General features: G+C 39.5%; 11 protein-coding genes. 3 read left to right on the top strand and 8 right to left on the bottom strand.

Translation table 11 applies throughout. The features are described 5' to 3' along the window. Positions 1–44: 44 nt before the first annotated feature. From garD to PATL70BA_RS10585, 7 genes are all read right to left on the bottom strand, one after another. On the bottom strand, positions 45–1,559 hold the full coding sequence (garD, locus tag PATL70BA_RS10615; protein WP_125137335.1) for a galactarate dehydratase: 1,515 nt from the start codon (positions 1,557–1,559) through the stop codon (positions 45–47). 62 nt (positions 1,560–1,621) lie between these two features. Beyond that, a complete protein-coding gene (locus PATL70BA_RS10610; RefSeq protein ID WP_172596208.1) occupies positions 1,622–3,112 on the bottom strand; it encodes a tripartite tricarboxylate transporter permease in 1,491 nt (496 codons plus the stop codon). A gap of 50 nt (positions 3,113–3,162) precedes the next feature. Then, entirely contained in the window at positions 3,163–3,573 is a 411-nt protein-coding gene (locus PATL70BA_RS10605; protein ID WP_125137334.1) for a tripartite tricarboxylate transporter TctB family protein, read from the bottom strand. Positions 3,574–3,701: 128 nt separating this feature from the next. After that, entirely contained in the window at positions 3,702–4,730 is a 1,029-nt protein-coding gene (locus tag PATL70BA_RS10600; protein WP_125137333.1) for a tripartite tricarboxylate transporter substrate-binding protein, read from the bottom strand. 105 nt (positions 4,731–4,835) lie between these two features. Beyond that, positions 4,836–6,161, bottom strand: coding sequence for an enolase C-terminal domain-like protein (locus PATL70BA_RS10595; protein ID WP_125137332.1), 1,326 nt, complete (start codon positions 6,159–6,161; stop codon positions 4,836–4,838). A 42-nt stretch (positions 6,162–6,203) separates the two neighbouring features. Continuing rightward, positions 6,204–7,091, bottom strand: coding sequence for a 2-hydroxy-3-oxopropionate reductase (gene garR / locus PATL70BA_RS10590; RefSeq protein WP_125137331.1), 888 nt, complete (start codon positions 7,089–7,091; stop codon positions 6,204–6,206). A 188-nt stretch (positions 7,092–7,279) separates the two neighbouring features. Then, positions 7,280–8,419 (bottom strand): CdaR family transcriptional regulator, encoded by a 1,140-nt coding sequence (locus tag PATL70BA_RS10585; protein WP_125137330.1) that lies wholly within the window; start codon positions 8,417–8,419, stop codon positions 7,280–7,282. A 140-nt stretch (positions 8,420–8,559) separates the two neighbouring features. Here PATL70BA_RS10585 and PATL70BA_RS10580 point away from each other — a divergent pair, with 140 nt between their 5' ends. Genes PATL70BA_RS10580 through PATL70BA_RS10570 form a run of 3 tightly spaced genes read left to right on the top strand, consistent with a single transcriptional unit; the run spans position 8,560 to position 13,397 of the window. Continuing rightward, the gene (locus PATL70BA_RS10580) at positions 8,560–9,123 is read left to right on the top strand and encodes a TetR/AcrR family transcriptional regulator (protein ID WP_125137329.1); all 564 of its coding nucleotides are present in this window, start codon (positions 8,560–8,562) and stop codon (positions 9,121–9,123) included. A 10-nt stretch (positions 9,124–9,133) separates the two neighbouring features. Then, a complete protein-coding gene (locus tag PATL70BA_RS10575; RefSeq protein WP_125137328.1) occupies positions 9,134–10,381 on the top strand; it encodes an efflux RND transporter periplasmic adaptor subunit in 1,248 nt (415 codons plus the stop codon). Continuing rightward, positions 10,374–13,397: an efflux RND transporter permease subunit gene (locus PATL70BA_RS10570; RefSeq protein WP_125137327.1), complete on the top strand. Its 3,024-nt coding sequence runs from the start codon at positions 10,374–10,376 to the stop codon at positions 13,395–13,397. Before PATL70BA_RS10575 ends, PATL70BA_RS10570 begins: the two co-directional genes overlap by 8 nt. Here the strand turns inward: PATL70BA_RS10570 and PATL70BA_RS10565 are convergent. Continuing rightward, on the bottom strand, positions 13,390–14,337 hold the full coding sequence (locus tag PATL70BA_RS10565) for an AEC family transporter (RefSeq protein WP_125137326.1): 948 nt from the start codon (positions 14,335–14,337) through the stop codon (positions 13,390–13,392). The genes PATL70BA_RS10570 and PATL70BA_RS10565 overlap by 8 nt on opposite strands. Positions 14,338–14,436: the final 99 nt, after the last annotated feature.

Genomic DNA, 14,436 nt, shown 5'->3' with positions numbered 1-14,436 from the left:
CCTTGATTGAATACGCTCAGGTTATAAATAAGTCCACCAACCCTTTAGGTTACAGGGGCCGGATTAAAAAGACATATGGCATTTTCTATGCCCCAACGGTCTGCCCACGTCTGCTTCTTACCACTGGCAACGTCAAGGATCATATCATAGATATCCTGTCCGACAGACTCTATGGTCGCTTCTCCTGTGGCAATCTTTCCGGCATTGATATCAATGAGATCACGCCATCTGTCTGCCAATTCATTTCGACTGGCAACCTTGATGACAGGTGCCATAGCAAGGCCATAAGGTGTGCCTCTACCTGTAGTAAAGACTTGCATGGTGATACCGGAAGCAAGCTGACATGTGCCACATACAAAATCACTGGCCGGTGTCGCGGCATAAACAAGGCCTTTTTTAGTGGCCTTCTCGCCCGGTGACAAAACTTCAACAATCGCTGATGATCCTGATTTTGCGATTGAACCTAGGGATTTTTCTACGATATTGACCAAACCGCCTTTTTTATTGCCAGGTGTGGGGTTCGCATCACGATCCACACAACCTCTGGCTAGATAATCATCATACCATGCCATTTCTTTTTTGAGTTTTTCCCCTACTTCTTGATTGATGGCTCTTGGGGTTAATAAGTGCACACCGTCTCGCACTTCGGATACCTCTGAAAAAAGTACCGTAGCACCGGCTCGAACCAGTAGATCTGCTGCGTGGCCAACCGCCGGATTAGACGTTACGCCTGAAAAAGAATCACTACCACCGCATTGTAACCCAATAACCAAGTCTGATACAGGACATACTTCTCGGACCCTTTTGTTCAAACGCTCTAAGATGACCTTTGCCTTAAAAACAATGGCTTCAACCATAGGCATAAAGCCCATCTCATCTTGTAACATCACCAAGTTTTCAGGCATGATATCCGGAAACAAACGCTCCGGCATAAGCTTCTCACATCCCAAACTCACCATCAACATCTCACCACCAAAGTTCGGATGTGTGGATAGATTCCGAAGGGTTCTAATGGGTATAATTGCCTCAGGTGCATTGATGGCCACCCCACAACCATAATTATGATTAATAGGCATGATGCCGTCCACATAAGGGTAATTTGGCAATAGACTTTTTATCTGTTCAACGGCAATATTAAGTACACCTTCAACACATTGAACACTGGTCGTAATGCCGAGCATATTTTTGGTACCCACGCGACCATCTTTGTTTCTATAGCCTAGGAAAGTTTGACCTTCCAGCACTGGCAAGGGCTCAGGGACTTTGGTGGCTACAGACAGCTCTTCTAGTGGCTTAGCTGCCGGAAGCACCACCAATGTTTCATCAATCCAACTGCCTTTTTGTATGGTTGATTTGGCATAGCCTATAACCTCACCATATCGTATAATGGTATCACCCACTTCAAGATTTTGAAGGGCTATCTTATGGCCTTGAGGTATATCTTCAACTGCGGTTAAATCATCTGATAGGATTGTGCCGGCTTTTATACCCGCTTCATCTACGACAATTTCCACATTGTCCATAGGATTTACTCTAATTAATAATGGTTTTTTATCCATATTGATCTCCTCTTATTGTACACCACACATTGTTGTTCCTTACTTATTAATTTTCACTTATTCTAAACACTTGCACCTTTATGATGTTTTCGATTATCGTAAAAGGCATAGGCTAAAGAAGCAAAAATAAGAACCCAAACCACTAACCCTATCGGTCTTGAGAAAAAGACACTGAGACTTCCCCCTGAACCTTTTAGAGAATCAATAAAGTATTTCTCAAGGTCACGTCCTAAGATAAAGCCAATTAGGAAGGTCGTAACCGGTAAATCCAACTTAGAAAATATATAACCTACAAGACCAAATATAACCAAGGTAAATACATCTACCATATTTCCGCTTCTGGTTGAAAAAGCCCCTACAATACAAAGCAAGATGATACCTGGGTATAACTTGTTTTTGGGTATATTGATTATCTTAGCGATATATTTGATGGGATAGAACATAACAATGAACATGAAAATATTGGCAATTAACAAGGCAAATAATATGGTGTTCCATATGACAGGATTTTGAGTTATAAACAAAGGCCCTACTTGTATACCTTGAAGGATAAATGCTCCAATTAGAACAGCTGTTGTGCTGTCACCGGGAATCCCAAGAGACAATAGTGGTACTAGAGCACCACCGGTCAAACCATTATTAGATGATTCACTGGCAACCAATCCTTCAACTGCGCCTGTACCTAATTTTTCTGGATCTTTTGAAAATGTTTTACACTGAGAATAGGCCAATAAGGAAGCTGCACTACCGCCAATACCCGGCAAAATTCCCATAAAAGTGCCTATGGAGGCGGATCTAAACATATTAATAAATTGTCCTTTAAAATCTTTAAATGAAAACTTTTTGGACTGATGTCCTTTTAGTATATCCGTATGCATCATGGTTTGCTTCATCCCTTTTTCAGCTTCTTGGAAAAGCTGTGAAAAAGCAAAGAGTCCAATCAGTACGGGTAAAAGTTGGAACCCATCTCGTAATTCCATAGAGAACATAGAGGGAACCAGTCTTAGTGTTTGATTATCCGGAAATACCCCCATCAGGGATATAAAAACGCCTAAAAATCCGGTGAATATACCTTTTGTCATTTTCCCTTTGGACAAGGCGGCAATAACCGTCATGGCAAAAAGTATGATTAAGAATTTTTCAACTGCGGAGAACTTAATGGCAAGTCGCGCCAATACCGGTGTGAATAAGGCTAATACCACTAAGCTGAGTATGCCGCCGAACAAAGACGCTGTAATCCCTATTCTAAGTGCTCTTACCCCTTCACCCTTCATTGCCATAGGATGTCCATCAAAACCGGTTGTAACCGAGGATGGTGTTCCTGGTATATTCATGAGAATCGCCGGTACGAGACCGCCGCTGATACCACCTACATATAACCCTAATAATAGATATACGGATGTGGTCAAATCATAAGCGTAGGTCAAAGGCAAAAAAATTGCGATCGCCATTGTTGCTGTCATGCCCGGAAGTGCACCAAATATAATACCTATAACCACGCCAAGTAGTGCTATTACACCTTCTAAAATACCAAACTCTATCATCTCTATCATCTTCCCTTTCTTATTGGATTACAGTGTCAAAACAATTCACACAATAACCTCTATGGTAATGTAATTCCAAACATGTAACCGAATATAAACCATACCAACATTGTCTCTAAAATGGCGATCCCAATCGATATGAGGATTGATTTTACTTCTCGACTGCCTTTGTAAAGGATGTTGAATAAGGATATGAATAAGATACCAGCCGGAATAAAGCCTAAAAGGTTCATGGTCATGATATATAAAATCAAGAGTATTCCTGTACCGAATATTTTCACTCGATCATAATTTTCAATAAAAAAATGTTTGTGCTTTAAATCCAATAATGGACGATTCTCTTTCTTTGCTTTCATTATAGCTTGAATCAAAAGAATCAAAGAAAAAATAACCAGTATACCGAATATGATTTTTGGTCCTATTGTATGGGATTGTGAGTAAACAATTTTGATTCTAAATAAGTCTGACATTGTTTATGCTCCTTCTGTATGTTACTTAAGATCTTATTTCTATGTGTTGTCTTAAATGAAAAATGAGGGTAGAAGGACGTACATTCTACCCTCACAAGTCTTAATCACTATTTTAAATCACAAGTACCTTATTGTACAGTTAATACATCAAGTGATGGTGCTGCTTTAATTAAAGCATCTAGAGAATCTCTTTTTGCCATAGTATGAGTTTTTGCATCTGCTGATGGCAAGTATGCCACCTTGTACTTCTGTTTTGCCATATCATCAATAAAGGCTTGGTCTTTTGAAATCTCAAGAGCTGCTTTATCAAGTTCATCTACAAAAGCTTGAGGTGTTTCTTTTGGAAGGTAGATAACAAACTCTTTTGAGAATGCAAAAGGCTCGCCGTTTAAAGTTACACCAAGATCTGCAAAAGTAGGGATATCCGTTCCATCAATCTTATCTAGTAAAGCTACAAACTTCATCTTAAGTTGGTCTTCCACACCTTCTTCAGTATATTGAAGTAAAGAAGAATAGTCGGCAAAAATAATATCTGTGTTACCATCCCAAAGCATTTGAGATTTTTCTGCTGTGGAACCACCAACAACGACAACAATTCGGTCGGCCACATCTTGACCATAAGCTTCTACAACCCATTCATAATAGGATATGAAACCGATATGAGACACACCGCCGGCTTCAACCGCTGCACGTACGATTTCATCTGGATTGGCGGCTAAGTAGTCCGCCATTTCTTTCATATCATCATAAGGTGCATCTGCTGATGCCGCAAAACATCCACCAGGATTCAGTCCGATACGGGGGCCAATCACCATGTTCTCAAGACCATATTGCTCATCAAAAGCGCCAAAGGATATGCCAAGGTAGGTCATATCATGGAACATCATAATTGTGTTACCATCCGGATCTGCTTTAGCCAATGTCTCAAACGCAGGTCCTGCCCCAACAGCATCTACTTTTGTGTTTGCATTTAGCGCTTTTGACAAATAACGCATCGCCATGTCAGCAATCATATACGAATCCCCAGTTGTTGATGTGGAACCGATGACGACTCTTACATTTTTCCCATCAAAGGTCGTTGCTTCTTCTTTTTTACATCCCGCCAAACTTGTCGCTACTAATAACACCACCATAAGCAGTACCAATACTTTTTTCATTTCTCTTCTCCTTTTTCACTTGTATTCCTATTATAAACTTGAATCATTTCAAGTTATAGGTACTTTAGTTTGCTTAGATTGTTTAGTTTATTCAACTTCTTCTATTTATCGAACCAAACAAGGTCTCTTTGGATCAAATCGCCAACCCGGTATAAGGTATTGCATCCCGATGCTATCATCTCTACCGCCAAGACAATTAGCTATGTAGACTTCATGGGCACGCTTGACTTGATCCATATCCACCTCAATACCAAGTCCCGGCTTTGCTGAGATTTCTATACAGCCATCTATGATTTCCATTGGCGCTTTCGTTAGTCTCTCTGCGCCCTCCTGCCATATCCAATGGGTATCTATGGCATTAATATTGCCCGGTACAGCAGCCGCAGAATGTGCCACCATGGCCAATGAGATATCAAAATGATTGTTCGAATGGCAACCCCAAGTCAAACCAAAATCATGACACATCTGACCCACACGAACCGATCCGGACATGGTCCAAAAATGTGGGTCCGCAAGAGGTATATCCACGGACTGTAAGGCCATGGAATGGGTCATTTCCCGCCAATCTGTGGCGATCATGTTGGTTGCTGTCGGTAGACCTGTTGCTCTTCTAAACTCCGCCAAGATTTCTCTACCTGAAAATACCCCTTCTGCGCCACAGGGATCTTCACAATAAGTTAATACACCATGTAGGTCCTTACAAAGCTCTATAGCATCCTGGAGTAACCAACCACCATTAGGATCTAAAGTAATCCTTGCTTCAGGAAAAGCATCCTTTAAAGCTCTTACCGCCTTAATCTCTTCTTTACCTTCAAGTACGCCGCCTTTTAACTTAAAATCTGAAAAGCCATATTTTTCTTTGGATGCTTTAGCCAGAGCAACAATATCCTCCGGTGTCATCGCTTCTTCATGGCGTAAACGGTACCAATCATAATCGCTATCAGGATTGCTGTCATAGGGTAAATCTGTCTTTTTTCGATCGGCTACATAAAATAGATAGCCCAGCATTCTTACCTTATCTCTTTGCATACCCTCACCAAGAAGTGAAGCCACAGGAACACCCAAGTATTTACCTAGCAAGTCCAGTAAAGGGGCTTCAATAGCTGTTACAACATGTACACCTGTTCTAAGATCAAAGGTCTGTTGACCCCTTACATCTTCTTTGTCGCCTTGCATAGATTTTTGAACCTTAAGAAGCGTATTCTTATAATCACCGATACTGGTACCGACGACCAGTTCTTTGGTCTTTTCTAATGCCTTGGTAATTTTCTCTCCACCCGGTACTTCTCCAAGGCCTGTATCGCCATTGCTGTCTGTCAGTATGACAATATTCCTGGTAAAATAAGGTGCATGTGCACCGCTAAGATTTAATAACATGCAATCTTTACCTGCAACAGGGTAAACATCCATTTTCACAATTGTTGACGTCATCTTATACTTCCTTTCAATCCTAGATTAATAATCTAATCTTACTTAAGCTCTTTTAATCTCAACGTTGGTTAACTTCTCATAATACTTCAATAGGCTACAATGATCTTCTTTCTCGAAGCCATCACTCTTAAGTACTTGCATCATCTCCATGACTTGAGCTGTGAGTGGTACGGCTGCCCCAACTGCATGGCTGGCATTTAAAGCATTTGTTAGATCTTTGATGTGCAATTCTATCTTAAAGCCCGGGTTGAAATTACGATCTAACATCATAGGTGCCTTAGCATCCAGTACTGTAGATCCTGCTAATCCACCACGAATGGCTTGATAAACCAACTCCGGACTTGCCCCCGCTTTACTAGCAAAAGTCAAAGCTTCTGATACAGCTGAGATGTTAAGGGCTACGATAATCTGATTGGCCAGCTTTGTAATATTACCGGATCCAAGTTCACCAACATAGACGGCTGAACCTGCCATGGTCATTAATAAATCATAGAAACGATCAAAGGTTTCTTTTTTACCACCTACCATAACGGATAGTGTGCCGTCAATAGCCTTGGGTTCACCACCACTTACAGGTGCATCCAACATATCAACACCGATAGTCGCTAGTTTATCGCCAATCGCTTTACTCTCAACAGGATCAATGGAACTCATGTCAATCACGACAGTACCTGATTTTGCCGCTTCCATAATCCCGTTTTCTCCAAGTGCCACACTTCTTACATGGGGTGAATTCGGTAACATGGTAATGATGACATCACATACCTTTGCAACCGCTGCGCCATTCTCCGCAGATGTCGCACCAAGAGATACAATCTCATCTACAGCACCCTTATTGAAATCACAAACCACCAGTTCATGTCCTGCTTTAATTAAGTTCTTGCTCATGGGTTTACCCATGATGCCAAGTCCAATAAATCCTACTTTCATGTTGTGCCTCCTATATCCAATTATTAACGGTTCTTTTTTTGACTAACATCATTATAACGTGGGTCAACATGAATGAACATGTCCTTCCTATATTAAAATGAGACCAATACTTGTATGGTATGTACAAATATTGGTCTCATCTTGAATTATTTCGTCTATTATGCCTAGTATGTTATATTTAGCGCCTTCTACTTGTGTTTAAAATAATAGGCCAATTCATTGAAAAACTCTCGGTCACTTGCATTGGCAATAGGATCAATATTAAGCAAGCCTTTTAGCTTATTCAGCCTAAAGAGCAAAGTATTTCTATGAATAAAAAGGTCCTTAGCGGTGTACACAACATTATAATTGTTCTTATACAAGGCATCTACAATTTCAATGAGTTGAATTTGATCATCTTCTGAAAGCAGCATATCATAGACATTAAAAGCATTATCATAAGCTTTGATTGTTGCAAGACTTCTATAATAATCCAAAACATGTTCATTAAAATAATAAGTACCGTTATCCGCTTTAATTCGAAGTCCTAACTCTTGAGCATGGATAAAAGATTCTTTAAAATGATGTATGTCCATCTGTAAGGAACCTACAAAAAAGCAAATCTTATCCTCTTGATAACCTTCCGGCAGCCTTTTAACAAAGGACTGTATATACGCATCCAGCAATTCCTTATAACCTTGGATGGACTCGGTTAAGTCACCACTCAAAGCCTTAAACAAGATGATATCATCGTTTCTGGCTACCGTTATAATATCCTGGTAGGAATGGCCTTCCGCTTTTGTAAGTGCCTCTATTATTTTCCTAGGTTGATACTGGGCATCATATTTAATGAGTATACATACCCTAAGGATATCTCTTTTTAGCTCTAAGCCTTCTGCCATTTTCCCGGCCACTGCAAGATCTACCGTCTCATTAAACAATACGTAATATAAAAACTGCTCTGCCTTATTCTTACGACGACGCTCACCTTCCATCTGAAGCTCATATTCAAGCATGGCCTCCATAGATGTTTTGACCAGACCGGCAAACGCCTTTACATTTTCCGGATTCCCTGTTACACAGATGACACCAACATGCTTATGCTTATAATCTATAAACATATTCACACCCGGTTTGGTACCGAGGAACTTTTGATTCTCATCCACTACCCCAGTATCCATTGTACCGTTTAACATACTTGAAGCAACCTCATGAAAGTCACCAATACGAGAAGCATCTTTACTTGCTATAATAATACCTTGATTGTTCATAATGTTAATGTTGAACTCAAGATTTTTAGCTGTTTTTTCTATGAATTTTTGCGCCAGTGCTGGTTCCAAGATTGACATGCAATATACCTTCTTTCAAAAACCATTCTAATGGCTTTATTGTATAGAGTATTTATTTTTTTGTCAAATCCAATTTAGCTTTCAATCAGCCTTGACTTTTTTATACTATATGAACTATATTAGTATAAAGAGGTGATAATATGAAATACAATAATGAGCATGTTTTAGAATTGATCTTAGACAATACGAAGTTACTTTTGAATACAAAAGGCGTTAAAGGTTGGAGCATGGATCAGTTGGCCACGGCTTCCGGTCTTGCTAAGAATACACTCTATAAAATCATCGGCTCAAAAAAGGATGCTATATTAGACGTTATTAATAGAGATATGAATGAAGTGCAACATCATCTAAAAGAAAGATTAAAAACAGAAGCTGACACAATTATGATAGAGGACTTGATTGACACTTTTCTTCTGACCTTTTCTAAGTTACATGGTAAATACTTAACAGAAGTCTTATTAGAATACCCCGGTAATGGTCCACAGATTGAAAGACAAATTCAAGAGATGCGTTGGCTACTGGCAGAATTATTTGAGCTCGTAAAAGAACGTAGTCATCTAAGAGCAGATATTGATATAGAACTGCTTTTTAATTGTTTGCGCGGTATCAGTACAGAATTAATTCGTCTTGGCCATACAGGGGAAAGTTTTGCAGAGAAAAGCAGAATTGCTTATGGCTATTTATTAAAAGGGATCTGTGAATAGGAGGATTACCATGAAGTGGAAAAAAATCACAAAGGTGCTTATTGTTTTTGCCGTAATCGCCTCTATTATAGGTATTATTGTTGTACAAAGAAATCAGACCAAGCTTAAGAAGATGGTAGAAGAAACAGAGTCTATTATTCCAGTTTCTGTTATGCCCATAGAGATCACCAAGTATGATGAAGTACTCTCCTATATTGGTGCTGTCCAAACAGATAGTGTGCAATCTTTAAGCTTTAAAAGTCCAGGTAAGATAAAGACAATCGATGTTAAAGAAGGTGATGTTGTAGAAGCAGGTGAACAACTTGTCACTTTGGATACCGTTGATATGACCTATGAACTTGACGGTGCAAGACAAGCTATGGAAGCTGCTTATGCCCAGTATCAACTGGCACAAAAAGGCGCTACATCTCAAGAAGTTGAAAGCGCACGTTTGGCACTGGGAAAAGCAAAAGAAGCATATGATTTCAAACTCAACACTTCTAATGAAATGAAGCAGCTCTATGATGAAGGCATTGTATCCAAAAAGGAATATGACCTTGTGGTCCTTGAGGCTTCCTTGGCGCAAAAAGATTATGAACGTGCCAACCAAGCCTACATGACGGTGATGGAAGGATCGGATCCATCCCTTCTGGATCTGTATTATAGCAATTATGAGCAAGCACGAACGCTCTATGAGCATAAAGAATCACTAATAAGAGATGCATCCCTTATGGCGCCTATCAGTGGCACAATTATAAGTCTGCCTTATGAAGTCAATACAATGGTCCCTGCCGGCCAACCTGTGGTCTACATACGAAAAGATGGCGCTGTGGTTGCCCTTGGTGTCACCCAACAAGATTACGCCAAGATTACTGTCGGTGACAATGTTCGTATTCTAAGGGATGAAAAACGAATTAATGGTTTGGTTTCCAGAAAATCCAACATACCGGATATCTCCACACATCTGTACCAATTAGAAGTTTCCGTTGATCATCAAGACTTCCTTATGGGCGAGATTGTTGAATGTGAGATTGTGGTGGGTCAAAAAGAAGGCATCTTGATTCCCATTGAAGCTGTCATTGTAGATGGAGAAACCTATGTCTATGTTCAAGTGGACCATGAAGCACGGCGTAAGAATATAACCATTGAAGAAATACTAGATGACCGAATTATAGTTACCGGTTTGAATATCGGCGATCTTTTGATCCTAGAAAACATAAAGAAAATAGATGAAGGTACTGTCATTTCCGTCATAGATGAGGTGAAAGAAGATGATTAAATCGGTGATTATCAATCGAAAAATTTTGCTTCTGTTTATCTTGCTTGTTTTCCTACTCGGAACATACAGCTATTATCATATGCCAAAACAAGAGTCACCAAATGTCACCCCTTCAGTAGCCATCATCACTACAATCTATCCCGGTGCTTCTCAAGAAAATGTAGAACGTCTTGTCACCAGTAAAATAGAAGATGAAATCAAAACCCTAGAAGGCTATAGTTTCAGTATTTCTTACTCCAACAACAGCGTTTCGACCATTATCCTCGAAATTGAATATGGTAGCGATACAGACAAAGCATGGGCGATTTTAGGTACAAAAATGCAGCAACTTCAATCGGACTTGCCCCCGGAATGTCATGATATTTTGATAAAAACCAATCTGGCAGAAACCACCGGTATCATTATTGCTTTATCCGGAGAGAATTATACATATGAGGAACTTGGCGAATATGGTGAAAGGATTATGAAACGTCTCGCAGACTTACAAGGGGTTACACGCTTTGAGCTCATGGGTGATATAACGCGTGAGGTACAAGTGACCGTCGATCATAACGCCTTCAATCGCCTTGGCTTATCCTATCAAGACTTGATAGAGCTTCTTAGAAGTCAAAATCTGGAGATTCCCTCCGGCCTCATTGAAAACGCGTCCAGTAAAATCGCCCTAAATATTACGGGATCCTTCGAATCACTGGAGGAAATAGAAAATATTGTCATCGGCATGTCAGATACCGATTACTCTGTACTTCGTCTAAAAGATATTGCAACAGTGGCCATGGTTGAGCGTGATAACGACATCAGGTACAAGGATAATGGTCATAACGCTATTTTACTCAGTGGTTATTTCAAACAAGATGAAAATGTGTTGAATATCGGTAAGGCGGTTCGAGCTAACCTTGAAAGCATAAAAAAAGACATGCCAAAGGACCTTATGTTTAAAGAAGTCATCTTCCAACCTGAAGATGTTGAGGTGTCACTCAATGATTTTATGATGAACTTGCTTCAAGGTATCATTTTAGTTATTTTGGTTGTCTTTGTTGGTATGGGCTTTAGAAACGCCATTATTGTTTCAACAGCCATCCCACTTGCCATCATTATGACTTTTATTATTATGCCCCTTGTCGACACGCCCATTCATCAGGTATCCATTATCGCACTCATTGTTGCTCTTGGTATGCTTGTCGACAATGCGATTGTTGTGAGTGATTCGATCCAGAATAAGTTGGACGAAGGTATGGATAGACTAACCGCCTGTGAATCCGGTTCAAAAGAAGTCCTTATACCGGTCTTCACTTCTACCTTAACAACCATTGCTACCCTTTCTCCTCTATTGTTCTTAAATTCTATAGTTGGTGATTATATTATTGGGTTACCATTGGTGGTAATCATAGCTTTAATATCCTCCTTTGTCATTGCGGTTTTTGTTACGCCGGTACTGGCCTATATGTTTTTTAAACCTAGTAAAAATAGAAAAGAACATGCTCATTTTAGATTTGGCTATAAGATGCTCGACCGTATGATGCACCATAAAGTCTTAAGTGTTATCAGTGTTATAGCCATTATTGCCCTACTTGGCAGTACCCTGCTTTTCTTAGAGGTTATTTTTTTCCCAAAAGCCGACAAAAACATTATGTACGTGGATATCGTCTCAGAAAAAATTATTGATTTGGAAACGACGGAGACCATTTCCGATCAAGTGGAGGCGATTCTAGCCAAAGAGGATGGGGTTATATCGTATACCACAGCTATAGGTGGTGGTATACCCAAATTCTTTACAGCTATGAACATCTATACCCAACTGCCTCAAAATGCTCAAATCATGTTTCGCGTGGATCTAAGTCAAACCTCTTTTCCTAAAAACACGCCTTACGCTGAGTACCTCCAGGCAAAAATCGATGAGAGCCTATTGGGTGGCAAGGCCACTGTTAAAGAACTTGAAAATGCTTTTCCCAGCGAAGCCCCTATTGCCCTTCGTTTCACCGGAAGTGATTTTGATAGAATCAACGATACCGTTTCCGAAGTGAAAGCTATACTAGAGGATATTGAAGGGACCAAAAATGTTCGAACCGATTACGACGGAAAAAAACTTGAATATGAAATCAAGTTAGATCAAAACGAGCTCTCCTATTTAGGGCTACTTAAATACGATGTTCTTAATGAGGTGAGTATTGCCCTACGAGGACGAGAAGCCTCAACTTATCGAAGTGAGGGAAAAGAATACGATATTCGCCTTAGAAGTAGTGGCAAGCAATTAAGTGATATCGAGAATCTAATGATTAAGTCCAGTATCAGCGGTCATAAATATTTGTTAAAAGATATAGGATCTATAGGACTGGTAGAAAAACAACCCACCATAAAAAAATACAAAGGAGATTATACCATCTCTTTGTATAGCGATATCTACCTTGGATATCAAAGACCTATCATTCTTGAGACACTTTATGCCAAGCTTTCTGATGTAGATTTTGAGGATGTTTCTTATAGTTTTGACGGTGAGGCTGAATTGATTCAGGAGAACTTCGGAAGTGCAGGAAGTGCCGCTGTTTTTGCTGTTTTTGCCATTTATTTAATTCTGTTATTTCAGTTTAAAGATATGCGACAACCTTTTATCGTACTGATTACCGTACCTCTATCCTCTGCCGGTGCACTTTTCGGACTGTTTCTCATGAATCAGCCAATATCCTTTACAGGACTTATCGGTATTATTAGTTTAATTGGTATTGTGGTCAACAATGCCATCGTCTTAATTGACTATATCAATATCAAATGCAGAGAAGGAAAAAGCATAGAAGAGGCCGCAAAAGAAGCCTCCGGCATTCGTTTACGACCTATTGTACTCTCAACGGTTACGACCATATCCGGCCTTATCCCTTTATTGCTATCTAATAGTGAATTGTTTAAACCTATGGCTGTAGCACTGGTTTTTGGCCTTCTGGTATCGACCTTACTGACGTTGGTTTTTATACCACTTATGTATACCATCCTAATACCTGAGCGTTCTGTTGATGTGGTTAAATGATGCCCATTGTCTTAAAAAGAAATATGAACAAGGTCATGGTGATATTGGATAATATGGTTGTGGTCATAATAATGTTGGAGGCAAGGTCTCTGTCACCATGCATGGCTACAGTCATGATATAAGAAACTGTGGCTGTTGGTACCCCAAATATAATATAGATCAACAAAATATCCTCATGTGGAAAACCTATTAGTAACGCAGCCGCAACTGCAGATGCAGGTATAATAACCAACTTAAACAGACTGGCCAGAAGGGATATGTTTATATTTTCCGATAGTTTTTCAAAGCTAAAGGATGCCCCAATGGTAATTAAAGCAAGTGGGGTAGCCAGTACTTCAAAATACCCCATGGTTCTCGTTACCATTAGTGGTAGATTCAATCCCATTCTAGATGCTAAGATTCCAAGCAATACCGCAATGATTAAAGGGTTTTTTATGATATTTTTTATGACACCCCAAATGTTTGTTGACAAATCTTTATGGGTACAAGTTAATGTTAAAATAATAACCGCTAAAATATTGTAGGTCGGTATGATAAAGGCAATGGCCAATGGGGCTTTAAAACCGATGGAGCCTGTTACATTTTCCATAAGAGATAAGCCAATATAGAGAAAATTACCTCTATAGGAGCCATGAAGAAAAGCCCCTAGTTTTGCTTTATCTTTGATGAATCCCCGAATCAGAATCCAGACGATAACAACACTAAGAACCGTTCCTGAAAGTATAAAGATAATAAATCTAAGGTCTAGTTTCTGATCCAAGGATGTATTAAACACATCGCTAAACAGTTTAATGGGCAAAGCAACATTGAATACCAAAGTATTCGCCATTTTTATAAAGGCTTCATCCACGACCTTTCTTTTTCTTAGAAAATAGCCTACAATCATAACCATGAATATGGGTACCGCACTGCTGACACTAAAAATAAAATTCTCTAACATATCTTTCTCCTTAATCCTAATGGTTTTATTATATAGGATATGGCGCTCAAAGACATGTCTTTTATGTCTCAAAAATTGTTTATATTATGTACAACATGT

It is taken from the genome of Petrocella atlantisensis (assembly GCF_900538275.1).
In the GTDB taxonomy this organism is placed as follows: Bacteria; Bacillota; Clostridia; order Lachnospirales; family Vallitaleaceae; genus Petrocella; species Petrocella atlantisensis.
Note: the sequence above shows the minus strand (reverse complement) of the source record. Positions and strands in the feature narration are given on the sequence as shown.